Origin of the sequence: Pseudomonas kuykendallii (genome assembly GCF_900106975.1) — a bacterium.
Taxonomy (GTDB): Bacteria; Pseudomonadota; Gammaproteobacteria; order Pseudomonadales; family Pseudomonadaceae; genus Pseudomonas_O; species Pseudomonas_O kuykendallii.
Genome location: NZ_FNNU01000005.1, coordinates 309200 through 329140, shown reverse-complemented (window position 1 = coordinate 329140; position 19941 = coordinate 309200). Strand labels below are relative to the sequence as shown.

The window sequence follows — 19941 nt, the reverse complement described above, 5'->3', positions numbered from 1 at the left end:
CGTGGCGCGCGCCAATCAGTTCGAGAGGCGCAGGGTCAGCGTCTGGCCGGGTTTGAGCGACTGGCCACTTTGCGGGTTCCAGCGCTTCAGGCTATCGACTTCGACATTGAAGCGCTTGGCGATCTGGTGCAGCGAGTCGCCTTTCTTCACCTTGTAATAGGTTGCCTTCACCGGGCCGCCGGCGGACGCCAGTTGCAAGCCGCCGCCTTGCAGGGCGAGCGTCTGGCCCACCTTGAGGTCCTTGCCGGCGAGCTTGTTCCAGCGTTGCAGGTCCTTCACCTCGACCTTGTTGTCGCGGGCGATTTGCCAGAGGTTGTCACCGTCCTTGACCCGGTAGCTGCGCGCGCTGGCGGCAGGCGCGCTGGCAGCGACGTTGCCGAACAGCGGTACGTCGCCGGTCTGGCCGGGCTCCGCGGGAATGCTCAGCACCTGGCCGACGCTCAGGTGATTGCTGCTCAGCCGGTTGATGTCCTTGATCGTCGCCACCGTCAGCCGGTAGCGGTTGGCGATGCTGTGCAGGCTGTCGCCCGGACGAACCTTGTAATCCTGCCAGTCCACCGGTTCCTGGGCCTTCATCATCGACAGGTTGGCGGCCAGCAGTTCGGCTTTCTCGGTCGGCACCAGCAGTTGCTTCGGGCCGTCGCGGGTAATGCCGCGCTTGAACGCCGGGTTGAGCAGCATCAGCTCGTCGGCGTCCAGATCGGCCATGGCGGCGACCCGCGACAGGTCCATGTTCTGCTTGATCTCGACCGTCTCGAAATAGGGCTCGTTGGCAATCGGGCTGAGGTCCATCCCGTAGGCTTCCGGTGCCAGGACGATCTGCGACAGCGCCAGCAGCTTGGGCACGTACTCCTGGGTTTCCTTGGGCAGCGGCAGGTTCCAGTAGTCGGTCGGCAAGCCGAGTTTCTGGTTGCGCTCGATGGCCCGGCTGACGGTGCCTTCGCCCGCGTTGTAGGCCGCGAGGGCAAGCAGCCAGTCGCCGTTGAACATGTCCTGCAGCTTGCTCAGGTAATCCAGCGCGGCGTTGGTCGAGGCGGTGATGTCGCGACGGCCGTCGTACCAGCTGGTTTGGCGCAGGTTGTAGTAGCGACCGGTGGCGGGGATGAACTGCCAGATGCCCACGGCGTTGGAACGCGACAGCGCCAGCGGGTTGTAGGCGCTCTCGATCATCGGCAACAGCGCCAGTTCGAGCGGCATGTTGCGCTCTTCCAGGCGTTCGACGACATAGTGGATGTAGAGGCTGCCGCGCTCGCAGCTGCTTTCGAGGAACGAGGGATTGCTGACGAACCACAGGCGCTGGCGTTCGATGCGCGGGTTCAGGCCGATCTCGCCTTGCAGCGCATACCCGCTGCGCATCCGCTCCCAGATGTCCTGCGGCGGCTGGGGCGCCGGCGCCTGGTTCAACCACTCCGTGCGCTGCTGAGGCATTCCGACGGCGGTGTCGGTGCTCCGCCCAAGCTGTTCAGGAGTCTGTTGTGCGAAGTTCTGGCAACCGCCGAGAATCAGAGCGAAGACCAGCGGGGACAGTCTCGAAAGGCGCGCCAAGGTGTCCGGGGCTGAGGTCTTGCGGTCGGTTGGCGGCATCGGGTGAGGTGCTTGTCCAGGCGAAAAGGTCGGGCGATTCTAGGAACCGCCCTCCAGGTGGTCAAGTTTTCACCAGCCCCTCCGTCCGCATTCCGGACCTCAGAAACTGTTTTTCCAGCTGCGCAGTGCGGCGAAGGATTCACACGAGGTGCGTGCTTGAGGGCCGCAGCGCTGGTCCAGCGTCTTTTCGACGCTGGCCTCGCCGCAACGCAGAAAAGGATTGGTCTGCCGCTCCAGGCCGATCTGCGACGGCAGACTGATGCGTCCCTCCGCGCGCCACTGCGTGACCTGCGCCACGCGAGCAGCGATCTGCGGGTTCTCCGGCTCCACGGCCGCGGCGAAACGCAGGTTGCTCAGGGTGTACTCGTGGGCGCAGTAGACCTGGGTGGCGTCCGGCAGCGCGGCGAGCCTGTTCAGCGAATCGAACATCTGCCGGGGCGTTCCCTCGAACAGCCGGCCGCAACCGGCGGCGAACAGGGTGTCGCCGCAGAACAGCCAGGGCTGGGCATCATCATGGAAGTAGGCGATGTGGCCGAGGGTATGACCGGGGACGTCGATCACCTCGAAGTCCAGGCCAAGCACTTCGATACGCTGGCCGTCGCCCAGCGCCTGATCGAGGGCCGGAATGCTCTCCTGCGACGGGCCGAAGACCCGCGCGCCGGTCTTCGCCTTGAGGGCGGCGACCCCGCCGACATGGTCGGCGTGGTGATGAGTGGTCAGAATCGCTTCCAGGGTCCAGCCGGCGTGGGCGTCCAGCCAGGCTTGCACGGGGGTGGCGTCGCCCGGATCGACCACCGCGCAGCGGCGGCTTTGGTCGTCCTGCAGCAGCCATATATAGTTGTCGGCGAAGGCGGGCAGGGCATCGATACGCAACATGGCTTGGCTCGCTATGCGGATTACAAAGGTGCATCTTAAGCAGGCCCAGGCCTCCTTGCAGGAGAATCGCATGACCGAAAACACCATCGCCCAGGCCGATCCGCAGTGGCAGGCGCTGATTGGCGCCGCCCGCGAATGGTTCGAGGGCCCGTTCGGGCAGCAACTGTTGGTGGAAGAACGCCGGGTGCTGGAGGAGGAACTGGCGCGCTACTTTGGCGGTTACCTGGTGCATTACGGTCCGCAGGCCGGACCGCTGCCGGCGGCGAAGCAGATCCAGCACAGCGTCAGCCTGGGTGCGCCGTTTCCCGGCGTGGAGATCGTCTGCGAGGAGCAGGCCTGGCCGCTGGGCGAGCACGCGGCGGACATCGTGGTGCTGCAGCACGGCCTGGACTTCTCGCTGTCGCCCCACGGTCTGCTGCGCGAAGCCGCGCGCAGCGTGCGTCCCGGAGGCCACCTGCTGATCGTCGGGATCAACCCGTGGAGCAGCTGGGGGATGCGCCACCTGTTCGCCCAGGATGCCTTTCGCCAGGCCCGCTGCATCGCCCCGACACGGGTCGGCGACTGGATGAACCTGCTCGGATTCGCGCTGGAGAAACGCCGCTTCGGGTGCTATCGTCCGCCGCTCGCTTCCAGCGCCTGGCAGAACCGCCTGGCTCGTCTGGAGCGCTGGGGCGACCGCGGGCACATGCCGGGCCCCGGCTTCTATCTATTGGTGGCGCGCAAACTGGTCGTCGGTTTGCGCCCGCTGCCGCAGACCCGCCGCGAACCCATGGGCAAGCTGCTGCCGATGCCGGTGGCGAAGGTCAGCCGGCGCGATTCCGAGCAATGAAATGACTGAACAGACCACGATTTATACCGATGGCGCCTGCAAGGGCAATCCCGGCCCCGGCGGCTGGGGCGCCTTGCTGGTGTACAAGGGCGTCGAGCGCGAGCTCTGGGGCGGCGAGCCCGATACCACCAACAACCGCATGGAACTCACTGCGGCGATCCGCGGCCTGGCCGAGCTCAAGCGTCCGTGCGACGTGTTGCTGGTGACCGACTCCGAGTACGTCATGCGCGGCATCCAGGAATGGTTGCCGAACTGGAAGAAGCGCGGCTGGAAGACCGCCGCCAAGCAGCCGGTGAAGAACGCCGATCTGTGGCAACAGCTGGACGAGCAGGTCGCCCGGCACAACGTGAGTTGGCAGTGGGTGCGCGGCCACAACGGCCATCCCGGCAACGAGCATGCCGACATGCTGGCCAACCGCGGCGTCGTCTCGGCGAAACACAGAACCTCCGTCTGACAGGAAGCGCCATGCGTTCAGTTGTACTCGATACCGAAACCACCGGCATGCCGGTTACCGACGGCCACCGCATCATCGAGATCGGTTGCGTCGAAGTGATCGGGCGCCGCCTGACCGGGCGGCATTTCCATGTGTATCTCCACCCCGATCGCGAGATCGACGAAGGTGCGATTGCGGTCCACGGCATCACCCTGGACTTCCTCGCCGACAAACCGCGCTTCAAGGATGTCGCCGACGACTTCTTCGAGTTCATCAAAGACGCCCAGTTGATCATCCACAACGCGGCGTTCGACATCGGCTTCATCAACAACGAGTTCGCCCTGCTCGGGCAGCGCGAGCGCGCCGACATCAGCGAACACTGCTCGGTGCTCGACACCCTGGCCATGGCGCGGGAACGGCATCCTGGCCAGCGCAACAACCTCGATGCCCTGTGCAAGCGCTATGGCGTGGACAACTCCGGTCGCGACCTGCACGGCGCCTTGCTCGATGCCGAGATTCTCGCCGACGTCTACCTGACCATGACCGGCGGGCAGACCAACCTGTCCCTCGCCGGTGACGGCAGCGAAAGCGAAACCGGTGGCCGCGCCCATCCCACGCCGATCCGACGTCTGGGTGCCGATCGCGCGCTCACCCGGGTGATTCGTGCCAGCGAGGCCGAACTCGCCGCCCATGCGGCGCGGCTCGCGGTCATCGAGAAATCCGCCGGCGCCCCGGCGCTCTGGATGCAGCTGGAGCAGGCGCCGGCCGAAGCGCTGAGCGAAGCCTGAAACGGCCGCGGCGAGTTATCGCCGCGCGACCTTTTCGTACAGCGGTCGCGGCCGGGGGTTCCTCCCGCCGGGGCGAGCCTCTACCCTGAGGCGACGGGCAGGGCGGACCTGCCGACCTCAGGGCGGTGACATGTACAAAGATCTGAAATTCCCCGTGCTCATCGTGCATCGCGACATCAAGGCCGACACGGTCGCCGGTGAACGCGTGCGCGGTATTGCCCAGGAACTGGCGCAGGACGGGTTCAGCATCCTTTCCACCGCCAGCTCGGCCGAAGGGCGCATCGTCGCGTCGACCCACCACGGCCTGGCCTGCATCCTGGTCGCCGCCGAGGGTGCCGGGGAGAACCAGCGCCTGCTGCAGGACGTCATCGAGCTGATCCGCCTGGCCCGCGTGCGCGCCCCGCAACTGCCTATCTTCGCCCTCGGCGAGCAGGTCACCATCGAGAACGCGCCCGCCGAGGCGATGGCGGACCTGAACCACCTGCGCGGGTTGCTCTACCTGTTCGAGGACACCGTGCCGTTTCTCGCCCGGCAGGTCGCGCGGGCCGCGCGCAACTACCTCTCGGGGTTGCTGCCGCCGTTCTTCAAGGCGCTGGTCGAGCACACCGCACAATCCAACTACTCCTGGCACACGCCCGGCCATGGCGGTGGCGTGGCCTATCGAAAGAGCCCGGTGGGCCAGGCGTTCCACCAGTTCTTCGGCGAGAACACACTGCGTTCGGACCTGTCCGTGTCGGTGCCGGAACTCGGCTCGCTGCTCGACCACACCGGCCCGCTGGCCGAGGCCGAGGCCCGCGCCGCGCGCAATTTCGGCGCTGACCACACCTTCTTCGTGATCAACGGTACCTCGACGGCGAACAAGATCGTCTGGCACAGCATGGTCGGCCGTGACGACCTGGTGCTGGTCGACCGCAACTGCCACAAGTCGATCCTGCACTCCATCATCATGACCGGGGCGGTGCCGCTGTATCTGGTGCCGGAGCGCAACGAGCTGGGCATCATCGGGCCGATCCCGCTGTCCGAATTCAGCCGCGAGTCGATCCAGGCGAAGATCGACGCCAACCCGCTCACTCGCGGCCGGCCGCCGAAGGTCAAGCTCGCGGTGGTCACCAACTCCACCTACGACGGCCTCTGCTACAACGCCGAACTGATCAAGCAGACCCTCGGGGATAGCGTCGAAGTGCTGCATTTCGACGAAGCCTGGTACGCCTACGCCGCGTTCCACGAGTTCTACGCCGGCCGCTATGGCATGGGCACGCGGCGCCATGAACAGGCGCCGCTGGTGTTCACCACGCACTCCACGCATAAGCTGCTGGCGGCTTTCAGCCAGGCGTCGATGATCCATGTGCAGGACGGCGGCGTGCGCCAGCTGGACCGCGACCGCTTCAACGAAGCCTTCATGATGCACATCTCGACCTCGCCCCAGTACAGCATCATCGCCTCGCTGGACGTGGCCTCGGCGATGATGGAAGGGCCTGCCGGGCGTTCGCTGATCCAGGAAACCTTCGACGAAGCGCTGAGCTTTCGCCGCGCCCTGGCCAATCTGCAGCAGAGCCTGGGCGAGGACGATTGGTGGTTCAGCATCTGGCAGCCACCCCTGGCGGAGGGTGCCGACAGCGCCACCACGGCCGACTGGCTGCTGGCGCCGGACGCAGACTGGCACGGCTTCGGCGAGGTTGCCGAGGATTACGTACTGCTCGATCCGATCAAGGTCACCCTGACCACGCCGGGCCTCACCGCCGGAGGGCGCCTGGACGAGCGCGGGATTCCGGCCGCGGTGGTCAGCAAGTTCCTCTGGGAACGTGGACTGGTGGTGGAGAAGACCGGACTCTATTCGATGCTGGTGCTGTTCTCGATGGGCATCACCAAGGGCAAGTGGAGCACGCTGGTCACCGAGCTGCTGGAGTTCAAGCGCCATTACGACGCCAACGTGCCGCTCAGCGAAGCCTTGCCTTCGGTGGCCCGCCAGGGCGGCACGCGCTACGCCGGGCTGGGCCTGCGCGATCTCTGCGACGAGTTGCATGGCTGCTACCGGGAAAACCGTACCGCCAAGGCGCAGAAGCGCATGTACACGGTGCTGCCGGAACTGGCGATCAAGCCCGCGGATGCCTACGACAAGCTGGTGCGCGGCGACGTCGAAGCGGTGCCTATCGATCGGCTCGAAGGCCGTATCGCCGCGGTGATGCTGGTGCCGTATCCGCCGGGCATTCCGCTGATCATGCCGGGCGAGCGCTTCACCCCCGCGACCCGCGCGATCATCGACTACCTCGAGTTCGCCGGCACCTTCGACCGCAGCTTCCCCGGCTTCGATTCGGATGTGCACGGTCTGCAGCACGAGGATGGCGAGGCGGGGCGGGTCTACACCGTCGACTGCATCAAGGAATGACGTATCAGGCCGGCGGTGCCGACCTGGCAGGCGCGGCGGGGTCGACTTTTGCGAGGCGCTTGTTGTTATAGTTGGCCGGCTACGCCGCCGCGCGCCTCGCCGCGCCCAACTGTCCGTTGTCGAGGATGACAGCCGTGTCCGACTACAAAGCCTTCCGCGTCGAAACCCAGGACAAGATCGCCCACGTGACGATCAACCGCGCGGAAAAAGTTAACGCGATGAACGCCGATTTCTGGACGGAAATCATCGACATCTTCCGCTGGATCGACGAGACCGACGACATCCGCGTGGTGATCGTATCCGGTGCCGGCAAGCACTTCTCATCGGGTATCGACCTGGCGATGCTGGCGTCGGTCGGCAGCGAGCTGGGCAACGACGTCGGCCGCAACGCGCAGGTGCTGCGGCGCAAGATCCTGCAGTTGCAGGCCTCCTTCAACGCCGTGGACCAGTGCAGCAAGCCGGTGCTCGCGGCGATCCAGGGTTACTGTCTGGGAGGCGCCATCGACCTGATCAGTGCCTGCGACATGCGCTATTCGACCACGGACGCGCAGTTCTCCATCAAGGAGATCGACATGGGGATGGCCGCCGACGTCGGCACCCTGCAGCGCCTGCCGCGGATCATCGGCGACGGCATGATGCGCGAACTCGCCTTCACCGGTCGCAGCATCGACGGCGAGGAAGCGCGCCAGCTGGGCCTGGTCAACCGGACCTACGCCGACCAGCAGGCGTTGCTCGACGGGGTATTCGCCATCGCCCGCGAGATCGCCGCGAAATCCCCGGTGGCCATTCGCGGGACCAAGGAAATGATCCGCTACATGCGCGATCACCGGGTCGACGACGGCCTGGAGTACATCGCGACCTGGAATGCCGCGATGTTGCAGTCGGCCGATCTGCGCGTGGCCATGGCCGCGCAGATGACCAAGCAGAAAGCGGACTTCGCCGATTGAATTCGGTTTCGGACAGAGCGCCGGAGGCGCGATAGGCATGGCTGGAGCCACATCCCTCGGCTTGGTGCGCGACGAGCTGTTCGCCACCATGGAGGAGGCCGAGCAGAGCCTCGAGCAGTTCATCACCGAACGCGAGAACGTCAGCCTGCTGCAACAGGCGATCGAAAGCCTGCAGCAGGTTCGCGGAACGCTCAAGCTGATCGAGCTCACCGGCGCTGAAATGCTCGCCCAGGAGATTCAGCAGCAGGCGACCGACATTCCCGCGGGTGCCAGCGAGGTGCGCGACATCCAGTTGGCTGCGCTCAGCACCGCACTCTTCGTGCTGCGCCGTTACCTGGAAAACCTGGATGCGCACCGAGAGGAAATGCCGGAAGTCCTGCTGCCGGCGATCAACGATCTGCGCAAGGCCGGCAACCAGCCGCCGCTGCCGGAGAGTTTCTTTTTCAGTGTCCGCCTCGACCAGCCGCGTCCGCTGCGCGATGGGACAACCCGCGAAACGGTCGACCTGACGGCCGAGGGTCGCCGGCTGCGGCAGATGTATCAGGTCGGGTTGCTTGGTTTCATCCGCGAGCAGAGTTCGGCCTCCAGCCTGCGCCTGATGCTGCGCGCGCTGACGCGACTCGACGGGCTGCTCGGCGACGATCCGCGTTCGCGACTGTGCTGGATCGCTGCGGCCGCGATCGAAGCCCAGGTCGACGGCCAGCTGTTGCCGCGCAAATCGCGCAAGCAGCTGTTCGCCCGCATCGATCGCGAACTCCGCCAGTTGCTCGCCGCGCCCGATTACGAGGCGCCGCGCCTGTTGCTCAAGGAGATGCTCTACCTGGTCGCGCTGGCCGATACCCATGGCCCGCTGGTCGAACCGCTGCGCGAGACCTTCAGCCTGACCGCGCTGCCGTTCACCGACCACCTTCTCGAAGAGGAATACCAGCGCCTCACCGGCCCCGGCCAGGCGGTGATGCGCTCGCTGTCTTCGGCGATCGGCGAGGAGCTCGCCAGCGTCAAGGACTTGCTCGATCTCATCGAACGGGGCGCCGCCGACGAAGAGAGCCTGGGCAACCTGCACGCGCTGCTCGGCAAGTTGTCCAAGACCCTGGCGATGGTTGGCCTGACCTCCGCGGGCAACGCGCTGCAGACGCAACTGGCCGAGGTTTCTTCCTGGGTCGACCAGAATCCCGTTCCGGCCAATGCACTGCATGGTCTGGCCGATGCGGTGTTGTACGTGGAAGGCATGGTTGCCAGTCTCGACCGCGGCGAGCGGCGCGAAGCCCGTCCACGAGCCGCTCCCGGGGCCGACGCGCAGTCCTTCGCCATTCACCAGCTCGCGGAAGCGCGCATCCTGGTGATCGACGAAGCGCAGGCGTGCCTCGCGCTGGCCAAGCGGGCGATCACCGCTTACCTGGAATCCGAAGGAGACAAGATGCATCTGCTCAACGTCCCTGGAACGCTGCAAACCGCCCGTGGTGGGTTGTGGTTCCTCGATCAGCCGCGAGCGGCGGCGATGATCGGCGCCTGCGCCGACTACATCCAGCGGCATATGCTCGAAGCACCCGCGCGACCGTCGGAACAGATGCTGGAAACCCTCGCGGATGCCCTCGCCAGTCTCGAGTACTACCTGGAAGCCGGCACGCTGCTGCCCGACGAGCATTCGGAAGTGCTCGACCTCGCCGCCGACAGCGTTCGCGCCCTCGGCATGCCGGTGGCTGCCTGATGGGTAGCCGTTGGTGTGCCGGGCTGGTGGATGCCGGTGTTCCCGGTGGATGGGCGCTGGCCGCGTCCCCCGAGGGCTTTCTCTCGGACGCCAATGGCGTGCTGTTCCCCCGTGAATGGCTGAAGCGCCAGGAGCTGGCCAGGTTCGAGGAGCACGGGATCGGTCAGTTCGACGGGCAACCGGTGTTCCTGCTGCAGGCGGACCAGCCGTTCGAGCTGCCTGGCGCGCACTGGCAGGGCTTGCGCCAGTTCATGATGCAAAGCGATGCCGAGCAGTTCCAGATGCTTGCCTATGCCAGCCAGATCGGCACCTGGTCCAGCCAGCACCGTTTCTGCGGTCGCTGTGGTGCGCGGATGCAGCGGCACTCCGGCGAGCGCGCGATGCATTGCGTGGAGTGCGGGCTGCACCAGTACCCACGGATTTCGCCCAGCATGATCGTGCTGGTCACCCGGGGGGATGAGGTCCTGCTGGCACGCTCACCGCGCTTCGTCAGCGGGGTCTACAGCACGCTGGCGGGGTTCGTCGAGCCGGGCGAGACGGTGGAGCAGTGCGTGGTGCGCGAAGTGCGTGAGGAAGTTGCCGTGGAGGTGCGAAACCTGCAATACCTCGGCAGCCAGAGCTGGCCGTTCCCGCATTCGCTGATGCTCGGCTTCCATGCCGAATACGCCGGTGGCGACATCGTTCCGCAACCCGGCGAGATAGAGGATGCGCAGTGGTTCAACGTGAACGACCTGCCACCGCTGCCCAACGCGAAGTCCATCGCGCGGTATCTGATCGATCTCTATGTGGCTCGCCGCTCAGGCGGCGCCGATCCAGTGCTGCCAGACTAGCCGCGCGGTCAACGCCAGCACCACAAGGATGAACACCGGGCGGATGAATCGGGCGCCGCCCTTGATCGCGGTGCGCGCCCCGATGAACGCGCCGAGCATCAACGCCAGCCCCATGCCGAGCCCGAGCGCCCAGGCCACCTGGCCGGAACAGATGAACACCGCGAGCGCCGTGGCGTTGCTCACGAAGTTCATGCTGCGCGCCACGCCGCTGGCACGCAGCAGGTCGAGCGGGTACATCAGCAGGCTGCTGACCGTCCAGAATGCCCCGGTCCCCGGGCCGGCCACGCCGTCGTAGAACCCCAGCCCAAGTCCCTGCGGCCACTGCCGTCCCTTGGCGATGGGCGCTGCGCTGCCCTCAAGGGCACCCTCCGGCACCTTGCCGAACAACAGGTACAGCCCGCAGCCGAACACGATCAGCGGAAGCAACTGATTGAGCCAGCGTGCCGGCACCCAGTGGGCGACGATCGCGCCGATCAGCGCGCCGATTGCCGTCGCCAGCAAGGCGATTCGCCACTCACCCGGATCGAAGAGCTTGCGCCGGTAAAAGGTGAAGCCGGCCATCCCCGAGCCGAAGGTCGCGCAAAGCTTGTTGGTACCCAGAACCAGGTGCGGCGGCAGCCCGACGGTGAGCAGCGCCGGCATCGTCAGCAGACCGCCGCCGCCGGCAATGGCATCGATGAAGCCGGCGAGGAACGCGACCAGGGCGAGGACGGCTAGGGTGCCGGGATCTACGGCGAGTTCGAGGGGAAATGGCATGGTGTGGTGCGTGTCCGGTGGGGGCGGTCGAGTGGCGAAAACAGGCGCGCATGATGCCGCTATTCGGCGCGCGAAGGAATCGGCCCGCGGCGTATCGACCGCGCTCGGCTTCAACGCCGGCACTTTGCTTCGGCCGGCGTTGACTAATGCAGGAGTCGACTGTGGTTATCTAGGGAAACTGATGAACAAACCGAACCTGGAACAGAAGGTCTTCCTGGCACTGCTTCTGGTAGTTTCGCTGGCATTCGCCTGGATCCTGCTGCCGTTCTACGGCGCCGTGTTCTGGGCGGTGATCCTGGCCATCCTCTTTGGGCCCATGCAGCGGCGCCTGCTCAAGCGCTTCGGCGGGCGACCCAACCTGACGGCCCTGACCACGCTGCTGGTCAGCCTGCTGGTGGCGGTGCTGCCGGTGATCATCATCACCGCGCTGCTGGTCCAGGAGGGCGCCACGCTCTACCAGCGCATCGAAAGCGGTGACCTGAACGTCGGTGCCTATGTGGAACAGTTCCGCGCAATGCTGCCGAATTTCGTTCAGCACCAGTTGGATCGATTCGGCCTCAATGACCTCGGCAGTCTGCGTGACCGCCTCTCCAGCGGCGCACTCGCCGGCAGCCAGTTCCTCGCGACCAAGGCCTTCAGCTTCGGCCAGGGCACGTTCGAGTTCGTGGTGGGCTTCTTCGTGATGCTCTACCTGCTGTTCTTCTTCCTGCGCGATGGCCCGGAGCTGGTTGCCCGCATCCGCCAGGCGATTCCGCTGAGTCAGAACCAGAAGCGCAAGCTGTTCAGCAAGTTCACCCGGGTGGCGCGTGCGACGGTGAAGGGCAACATCGTCGTGGCAGCCACCCAAGGCGCGCTGGGCGGGCTGATCTTCTGGTTCCTCGGCATTCCCAGCCCGTTGCTGTGGGGCGTACTGATGGCGTTCCTCTCGCTGCTGCCGGCGGTAGGGGCGGGCATCATCTGGACTCCGGTGGCGATCTATTACCTGCTCAACGACCAGGTGACCCAGGGCGTACTTCTGACCCTCTACGGCATCTTCGTCATCGGTCTGGTGGACAACATCCTGCGTCCGATACTGGTCGGCAAGGACACCAAGATGCCGGACTACGTGGTGCTGGTGTCGACGCTGGGCGGACTGTCGCTGTTCGGACTCAACGGTTTCGTCGTAGGCCCGCTGATCGCGGCGTTGTTCATGTCGGCATGGGGGCTGTTCACCGGGCCAGCCAGCGCGCCGTCGCCACTGAGCGCGGAAATGCCCGTAGTGCCGCCCACGGAGCGACCCGGCTAGTGTCAATTCCGGGCGATGCCGTGGCGTCGCAGTTTGCGATACAGCGTGTTACGGCTGATGCCCAGGGCCTGGGCGCTGCGAGTCATGTGCCAGTGCTCTCCGTTGAGGGTGGCGAGCAGTGCGTCACGTTCTGCATCGGCCAGCGGGGCGGTGCTGGGCAGCGGTGCGACGGACAGTTCCGGTTGCACCGCGCGCAGATCCTCCAGTTCGATGCGTCCGTTCTCGGCTAGCGCCACCAGCGCACGCAGCAGGGTGCGCAATTGGCGCACATTGCCCGGCCAGGGCTGTACGAGCAGCGCCTGGAGGGCGTCCGGAGCCAGCCGTAGTGGTTCGCCTGCGGTTTCTTCGCTCAGCAACTGTTCGATCAGTTCGGCCTTGTCGCTTCGCTCACGCAGCGGTGGCAAGCTGATCTGCAGGCCGGCGAGCCGGTAGTAGAGGTCTTCGCGAAACGTGCCCTCGGCGATCATCGCCGGCAAATCGCGGTGGCTCGCGCTGACCAGCCTTACGTCCAGCGGCAATGCCTGCGAGGCACCGAGCGGCTGCACCTGGCGGGACTCGAGCACGCGCAGCAGGCGGGTCTGCATGGCCAGGGGCATGTCGCCGATTTCGTCGAGAAAGAGGATGCCGCCGTCGGCCTGCAGGAGCTTGCCGGTCATGCCATCCTTGTGCGCACCGGTGAAGCTGCCGCCGCGGTAGCCGAACAGCTCGCTCTCGATCAGGCTTTCGGGAATCGCCGCGCAATTGATCGCCACGAACGGCTTGCCGGAACGCGAACCGGCGCGATGCAACGCGGCGGCGAAAGCATCCTTGCCGGTGCCGGTTTCACCGTGCAGCAGCACCGGTACGTCGCGTTCCAGCACGCGGCAGGCACGTCCGAAGGCTTCGCGCAGGCGCGGATCGGCCAGGCAAGGGCCCGCCGTGCCTGAGGGTGCCAGGCTGCTTCCTCTGGACGGTTTCGCTGCCGGGGCGGGGCGGGCGAGCTGGCCATGCAGCAAACGTCCATCGCGCGTGCGCAAGGCCAGGCAACCACCGGCGTCGCCGGGTAACGGGTCAAGCAGGCGCTCGACGGACAGCTCGAAGAGATGTTCCAGCGGACGGCCGAGCAGCGCTTCGCGCGTTTCGCCCAACAGACTCAGCGCCGCTTCGTTGAGCGCCTCGATGTGGCCACGTTCGTCGAAGGCCAGCAAGCCCTCACTGAGCATGCCCAGATACTCAGGCCGCGCATGCAGGCGCAGCAGGCGTCGGCCGTTGCAGGTCTGCACGAAGTAGGCGCCTTCGATCAGCTTGGCGGACAGGCTGGTCAGCGCCATGGTCTGGTAGTTGTTGCGGCCGGTCGGCTCGTCCCTGCACGTGGAAACGTTGAGCACCGCCAGCGGCTCGCCCTGCGGGTCGAGAATCAGGCTGGCGGAGCAGGTGAGACCGGTATGGCGGCCGTGGAAGTGCGCATCGCGGCGGATGGTCAGCGGCTGGCGCTCCACCAGGCAGGTGCCGACCCCGTTGGTGCCTTGGGTTGCCTCGTCCCACACCGCGCCCAGCCATAGGCCTGCGCGTTGGAAGTCGGCGCGTTCGGCGTCCCGGGCCAGGCTATCTATGACCACTCCCTGGGTGTCGGTCAGAAGGATCGCGTGGTCGCTGCCGCCCAGTTGCTGATGCAGGCTATTCATCTGCCAGCGGGCGATGGCGATGATCCGCTGCAGACGTTCGCGGCATTCGTTCAGCCGCGGACGTTCCATCACGCAAGGCGCGTGCAGCCGAGAAGGATCGAGGTGGTGCTGCTCCAGGCAGCGCCGCCAGGAACGCGCGATGGCCGGGTCGCTGGCCGGCCCCTGGATGGGTGGCAGGCCTTCACCAAAGCGCAGGACCTGCTGCGCGTGCTGATGGATCGTGTTCATTCTTGTTGTTCTCCGAAGCGGTGCCGCAGCGGGTGCCGGCCCAGCATAGGACAAAATGTCGCTCGAGGCATACAGGTCATCGGCGGTACGAGGTGTCACCGGGGGTGTCTCGTATCTGGTACATCGAGGGTACCCAGGCTCCATTGCGTTAGGCTGCAGGCCGCGTCAGCCGGGGCCTTGTCTCTTCTGGCCTCGCTCTTGCTCAGGTTATTGCGGGTTCCGCCCATGACAACAACAAGATCAGGAGAACACCCATGCGTTACGCAGTCCCCAACACCCCTGGCTCCGTCCTCACCCTCAAGCCGCGCTACGGCAACTACATCGGTGGCGAGTTCGTGCCGCCGGTCAAGGGCCGGTGCTTCACCGATACCTCGCCGGTAAACGGCTCGGTAATCGACGAATTCCCGCATTCCTCGGCCGCGGACATCTACAAGGCGCTGGACGCCGCGCATGCCGCCGCCGAAACCTGGGGCAACGGCAAGACCGTGCGCGAGACGCTGAACGCCGACGTACCGCTGTCCGCCGACCATTTCCGCTACTGCGCCGGCTGCATCCGCGACAACAGCCGGCCGGGCTCCCTCTGAGCCGATTGCGCTTTCCATCCACGTGGCCCCGCCTATTCCGGGGACGGAGCTGCGCATGACAAGAATGCCCCGGAGGAGAGACCTCGCATGAATGTACCTGTCGATCCCATCACCCTGCAGACACCCACCAGCGAGTTGGCCGCCTGGATCGAAACACTGGCCTCGCGCCTGGCCGCACGCGACATCGACGGTGCGCTGGAGCTGTTCGCCGACGATTGCCACTGGCGCGACCTCGTGCTGTTCTCCTGGAACCTCGTGACCCTGGAGGGCAAGGCCGCGATTCGCGAAATGCTCGAGGAATGCCTGACGCGCACCGCTCCGGACCACTGGCGCCTCGAAGGCGAAGCGAGCCAGGCCGATGGTGTGCTGGAAGGCTGGATATCGCTGGAAACCGAGGTGGCGCGCGGCAAGGGCTATGTGCGTCTTAAGGACGGCCGCTGCTGGACGCTGCTCACCGCAATGCGCGAACTGAAGGGTTTCGAGGAGCCGAGCGGGCGCCGCCGGCCGCTCGGCGCGCAGCACGGTCATGGCCATGCCGATGGCCGCAACTGGGCGGAACGGCGACGCGACGAGGAGGCCAGTCTGGGTATCACCGAGCAGCCGTATTGCCTGATCATCGGCGGCGGCCAGGGCGGGCTAGGCCTGGCCGCGCGACTCAAGCGTCTGGGTGTGCCAACGCTGATCGTCGATAAGGCCGAGCGCCCCGGCGATCAGTGGCGCGGGCGTTACAAGTCGCTATGCCTGCACGACCCGGTCTGGTACGACCATCTGCCGTATCTGCCGTTTCCCGAGCATTGGCCCGTGTTCACGCCAAAGGACCAGATCGGCGACTGGCTGGAGATGTACAGCAAGGTCATGGAACTCAACTACTGGACGAAAACCGAGTGCGTGAAGGCGAGTTACGACGAGGACGTCGGCCGCTGGACGGTGGAGGTGCGCCGTGACGGGACGCCCATCACCCTGCAGCCGACCCAGCTGATCCTGGCCACCGGGATGTCCGGCGTGCCGAACATCCCGCGGTATCCAGGCGCCGAGCGCTTCGCAGGGCAGCAGCACCATTCCAGCCGGCATCCGGGGGGCGATGCCTGGCGAGGCAAGAGGGCCGTGGTGATCGGCGCCAACAACTCGGCACACGACATTTGCGCAGACCTGGTGGAGAACGGCGCCGAAGTGACCATGGTGCAGCGCTCCTCGACGCATATCGTGCGTTCGGAATCGCTGATGGAGCTGGTGTTCGGGCCGCTGTATTCGGAGGATGCGCTGGAGCAGGGCCTGACCACCGACAAGGCCGACATGCTGTTCGCTTCCATCCCGTACAAGGTGATGCCGGAGTTTCACCGCAAGGTCTTCGACCAGGTGCGCGAACGCGACAAGGCGTTTTACGAGCGCCTGGCTGCTGCCGGTTTCATGCTCGACTTCGGCGACGACGACTCCGGGCTGTTCATGAAGTACGTTCGCCGCGGCTCGGGTTACTACATCGACGTGGGCGCCTGCGAGCTGATCGCCAACGGCACCATCAAGCTGAAGAGCGCGCCGGGCCTGGGTGTCGAACGTATCGAGGAGGATGCGGTGCTGCTCAACGACGGCACGCGCCTGCCGGCAGACCTGATCGTCTACGCCACCGGCTACGGTTCGATGAACGGCTGGGCCGCGCAGCTGATTTCCCAGGAGGTTGCCGACCGGGTCGGGCGCTGCTGGGGCCTGGGCTCGGGCACCGGCAAGGACCCCGGCCCCTACGAGGGTGAACTACGCAACATGTGGAAGCCAACCCGGCAGGACAATCTCTGGTTTCACGGTGGCAACCTGCACCAGTCACGCCACTATTCCCTGTACCTCGCCCTGCAACTCAAAGCGCGTTACGAGGGGCTGGATACCGAGGTGTTCAAGCGCGCGGAGGTCCATCACCTGGGATGAGTCGCGTTGCCGACAAGAAGAGGGCCGCATTTGCGGCCCTTTTTATCGATTGCAGATTGCAGAAACGAAAAGAGCCGCTGATGCGGCTCTTTCTTTGGCTTTCAGGTCAGAGCCCGGCGCCCTGGACCAGCTCCAGCAGCGGCTGCGGATAAACGCCGAGGACGAATGCCAATGCCGCGATCAACACCAGCATGATGCCACCGGCGCGTTGGCCCCAGTTGAACGGGGCATCGTGGCGGCGCAGGTTCGGCTGGATCATGAACAGCGTGACCATCACCCGCAGGTAGTAGTAGACGCCGATGCCGCTGCCGACAACCAGCGCCGCCAGTTGCCACCAGAGCTTGGCTTCGACCCCCACGGCGATGACGTAGAACTTGCCGATGAAACCGGCAGTGAGCGGGATACCCGCCAGCGACAGCATCATAACGGTCATCACCGCGGTCAGGTACGGACGACGCCAGAACAGGCCGCGGTATTCGTACAGGGCGTCGGCATCGCGACCCTGGAACGGGCTCGACATCAGCGTGATCACCCCGAAAGCGCCGATACTGGTGACGGTGTAGGTCGCCAGGTACACGCCGATGGCTTCGACGGCGACGCCCTTGCTGGCGATCAGCGCCACCAGCAGATAGCCGAAGTGAGCGATGGACGAGTAGCCGAGCAGACGCTTGAGGTTCGATTGCAGCAGGGCCAGCAGGTTGCCGATGAGGATCGAGGCGATGGCGATCATCGTCAGGCCGTCATTCAGCCAGCCACCGGCGGTAGCCGGAGAGATCTGGTAGAGGCGCAGCAGCACGGCGAACACCGCGACCTTGCTGGCAGTCGCCAGGTAGGCCGCGACCGGGGCCGGAGCGCCTTCGTAGACGTCCGGCGTCCACAGGTGGAACGGGACCAGAGACAGCTTGAAGGCCAGCCCGATGAGCATCATGCCGACACCGATCTGCACCAACGGAAGCTGCGCAGCGCCTGCGGCCAGCGACTGGCCGATGCCCTGGAAGCTCAGACTGCCGGATTGCGCGTACAGCAGCGCCATGCCGAACAGCAGGAACGCCGACCCAGCGGCGGACAGCACCATGTACTTGATGCCGGCTTCCAGCGAGCGCTTGTTGAAAAAGGCGTAGGCGACCATGCCGTAGACCGGCACCGAGAGCAGCTCCAGACCGATGAACAGTCCGGCGAGATGCTGCGTACTGACCAGTACCAGGCCGCCGGCAGCGGACAGCAACATCAGCAGATACAGCTCCTCGCGGTTGCCGGGATAGCCCGGGCCGGTCTTCTCGCCGAGATAGGCATGCGCGAGCGTCGTGCAGGCCAGCGCCGCGACCAGGATCAGGGCCATGTAGAAGCAGGCGAACGCGTCGACCTGAATCAGCCCGGTGACCTGCAGCGGCGCTACCTGCAGTGCCGGGATGATCGACAGCAACGCGAGGTTGAGGCCGACCACCGACAGGACGAAGGTGAGGCTGTGATTGCGCTTCCAGGCAATGGCGAGCATCACCACGACGATGGTGGCGCACGTCACCAGCAGCGGTAGCAGGGCGATGAAGTGTTGCGAAGTGAGTTCCAAGGCGTGACTTTCCATAACGGCTACCGGGCCAAAACGAGTTGGGAAAGGGCGGCACCCAGCCATTGCTGGACGCCCTGCATGCTGGCGGACGAGACATCCAGCACCGGTTGCGGGTAAACGCCGAGCAGGATCAGCAGTACGGCCAGGCTGAGCACCATGCCCAGCTCACGGCCATTCATGCCGGCCAGTACGCTGTCCGCCCGGGAGGGGCCGAAGTAGGCGCGGTGGATCATGATCAGCGAGTAGACCGAGGCGAACACCAGGCCGAACGTGGCGATGACCACGATGATCGGCTGGCTGGCGAAGGCGCCGAGCAGGATCAGGAATTCGCCGACGAAGTTGCCCGTTCCCGGGAGACCCAGCGACGCCGAGGCGAAGAACAGGCTGAGCGCCGGCAGGTACGGAACCCTGGCCCAGAGCCCGCCCATCTGGCGCATGTCACGGGTATGCAGGCGCTCGTAGAGCTGGCCGCAGAGGATGAACAGCGCCGCTGCGGAAAGACCGTGGGCGAGCATCTGCACGACGACGCCCTGCAGTGCTTGCTGGCTGCCGGAGTAGATGCCGATCAGCACGAAGCCCATGTGCGACACGCTGGAATAGGCGACCAGGCGTTTGATGTCGGTCTGCGCGAACGACAGGATGGCGCCGTAGAAGATGCCGATGAGCCCCAGGGTCATCGCGATCGGCGCGAACTCGGCCGAGGCATTGGGGAACAGCGGCAGGGCGAAGCGCAGCAGACCGTAGGCCGCCGTCTTCAGCAAGATACCGGCGAGGTCGACGGAGCCGGCCGTAGGTGCCTGGGCATGGGCATCCGGCAGCCAGGAGTGCAGTGGCACGACGGGCAACTTCACCGCGAAGGCGATGAAGAAGCCGAGCATCAGGATGTACTCGGTACCCGGCGCAAGGTCGGCCTTGAGCAACTGGCTGTAGTCGAAGGTGATCACGCCGGTGTTGTCGTAGTTGACCAGCACCAGGCCAAGGATGGCCACCAGCATGATCAGGCCGCTGGCCTGGGTGAAGATGAAGAACTTGGTCGCTGCGTTGATCCGCGACATCTTCCCGTCAGTGGCGCTATGACCCCAGAGCGCGATGAGGAAATACATCGGCACCAGCATCATTTCCCAGAAGAAGAAGAACAGGAACAGGTCGAGCGCGAGGAACACGCCGACCACACCGCCGAGAATCCACATGAGGTTCAGGTGGAAGAAGCCGACGTGACGCTGGATCTCGTTCCACGAGCAGAGCACGGAAAGAATGCCGAGCAGGCCGGTGAGCAGGATCATCAGCAGCGACAGGCCGTCCAGCGCCAGGTGCAGGTTGATGCCGAAGCGCTGAATCCAGACGTGCTTGAACTCCATGGTCCAAGTCGGATCGGCGCCCGGTGCGGGAGCCAGCTGGAAGTTTCCGGTGTGCCACAGCCAGAGGCTCAGGACGAGCTCCAGGGACATGGTGAGCATGGCGATCCAGCGCGGCAGCGTATTGCTGTAACGCTCGGCTACCAGACACAGGAAGCCGCCGATGAAGGGAATCAGGATTAGCCAAGGCAGAATCATGACGGGTTC

15 protein-coding genes and 1 pseudogene are annotated in these 19941 nt (G+C 65.5%); 10 read left to right on the top strand and 6 right to left on the bottom strand.

What is annotated here, in order from left to right; all coding sequences use genetic code 11:
• Nucleotides 1–15: 15 nt before the first annotated feature.
• Together BLV15_RS17465 and gloB are read right to left on the bottom strand one after the other, a co-directional pair.
• On the bottom strand, nt 16–1584 hold the full coding sequence (locus BLV15_RS17465; protein WP_090230970.1) for a lytic transglycosylase domain-containing protein: 1569 nt from the start codon (nt 1582–1584) through the stop codon (nt 16–18).
• 99 nt (nt 1585–1683) lie between these two features.
• Entirely contained in the window at nt 1684–2460 is a 777-nt protein-coding gene (gloB, locus tag BLV15_RS17460; protein ID WP_090230969.1) for a hydroxyacylglutathione hydrolase, read from the bottom strand.
• A 70-nt stretch (nt 2461–2530) separates the two neighbouring features.
• Between gloB and BLV15_RS17455 the strand changes: the two genes are divergently transcribed.
• The 7 genes from BLV15_RS17455 (at nt 2531) to nudC (ending at nt 10381) form a co-directional block, all read left to right on the top strand.
• Nucleotides 2531–3289: a class I SAM-dependent methyltransferase gene (locus BLV15_RS17455; RefSeq protein WP_090230968.1), complete on the top strand. Its 759-nt coding sequence runs from the start codon at nt 2531–2533 to the stop codon at nt 3287–3289.
• Nucleotide 3290: 1 nt separating this feature from the next.
• Nucleotides 3291–3743 (top strand): ribonuclease HI, encoded by a 453-nt coding sequence (rnhA, locus tag BLV15_RS17450; RefSeq protein WP_090230967.1) that lies wholly within the window; start codon nt 3291–3293, stop codon nt 3741–3743.
• 11 nt (nt 3744–3754) lie between these two features.
• Complete coding sequence (gene dnaQ, locus BLV15_RS17445) at nt 3755–4510, top strand: DNA polymerase III subunit epsilon (protein WP_090230966.1); 756 nt, start codon at nt 3755–3757, stop codon at nt 4508–4510.
• Between the two features lie 130 nt (nt 4511–4640).
• Entirely contained in the window at nt 4641–6896 is a 2256-nt protein-coding gene (locus tag BLV15_RS17440) for an arginine/lysine/ornithine decarboxylase (protein WP_090230965.1), read from the top strand.
• A 134-nt stretch (nt 6897–7030) separates the two neighbouring features.
• The gene (locus BLV15_RS17435) at nt 7031–7843 is read left to right on the top strand and encodes a crotonase/enoyl-CoA hydratase family protein (protein ID WP_090230964.1); all 813 of its coding nucleotides are present in this window, start codon (nt 7031–7033) and stop codon (nt 7841–7843) included.
• Between the two features lie 37 nt (nt 7844–7880).
• A complete protein-coding gene (locus BLV15_RS17430) occupies nt 7881–9551 on the top strand; it encodes a FimL-related protein (protein WP_090230963.1) in 1671 nt (556 codons plus the stop codon).
• On the top strand, nt 9551–10381 hold the full coding sequence (gene nudC / locus BLV15_RS17425) for an NAD(+) diphosphatase (RefSeq protein WP_090230962.1): 831 nt from the start codon (nt 9551–9553) through the stop codon (nt 10379–10381). Before BLV15_RS17430 ends, nudC begins: the two co-directional genes overlap by 1 nt.
• On the opposite strand, the gene BLV15_RS17420 is transcribed toward nudC, so the two are convergent.
• Entirely contained in the window at nt 10349–11137 is a 789-nt protein-coding gene (locus tag BLV15_RS17420) for a TSUP family transporter (protein WP_090230961.1), read from the bottom strand. The genes nudC and BLV15_RS17420 overlap by 33 nt on opposite strands.
• A 181-nt stretch (nt 11138–11318) precedes the next feature.
• Between BLV15_RS17420 and BLV15_RS17415 the strand changes: the two genes are divergently transcribed.
• Nucleotides 11319–12422 carry an AI-2E family transporter gene (locus BLV15_RS17415; protein WP_090230960.1) on the top strand — a complete coding sequence of 368 codons (1104 nt, stop codon included), beginning with the start codon at nt 11319–11321 and terminating at the stop codon, nt 12420–12422.
• Nucleotides 12423–12424: 2 nt separating this feature from the next.
• Here the strand turns inward: BLV15_RS17415 and BLV15_RS17410 are convergent, their stop codons facing one another.
• Nucleotides 12425–14314, bottom strand: coding sequence for a sigma-54-dependent Fis family transcriptional regulator (locus BLV15_RS17410; RefSeq protein ID WP_090230959.1), 1890 nt, complete (start codon nt 14312–14314; stop codon nt 12425–12427).
• A gap of 254 nt (nt 14315–14568) precedes the next feature.
• Between BLV15_RS17410 and BLV15_RS17405 the strand changes: the two are divergent.
• Nucleotides 14569–14871: pseudogene (locus BLV15_RS17405) on the top strand (aldehyde dehydrogenase family protein); the annotation flags it as partial.
• 114 nt (nt 14872–14985) lie between these two features.
• Entirely contained in the window at nt 14986–16812 is a 1827-nt protein-coding gene (locus BLV15_RS17400) for an NAD(P)/FAD-dependent oxidoreductase (RefSeq protein WP_090230958.1), read from the top strand.
• A 106-nt stretch (nt 16813–16918) separates the two neighbouring features.
• Here the strand turns inward: BLV15_RS17400 and nuoN are convergent, their stop codons facing one another.
• Together nuoN and nuoM are read right to left on the bottom strand one after the other, a co-directional pair.
• Nucleotides 16919–18379 carry an NADH-quinone oxidoreductase subunit NuoN gene (nuoN, locus tag BLV15_RS17395; protein WP_090230957.1) on the bottom strand — a complete coding sequence of 487 codons (1461 nt, stop codon included), beginning with the start codon at nt 18377–18379 and terminating at the stop codon, nt 16919–16921.
• A gap of 20 nt (nt 18380–18399) precedes the next feature.
• Nucleotides 18400–19932: an NADH-quinone oxidoreductase subunit M gene (gene nuoM / locus BLV15_RS17390; RefSeq protein WP_090230956.1), complete on the bottom strand. Its 1533-nt coding sequence runs from the start codon at nt 19930–19932 to the stop codon at nt 18400–18402.
• Between the last annotated feature and the right edge of the window lie 9 nt (nt 19933–19941).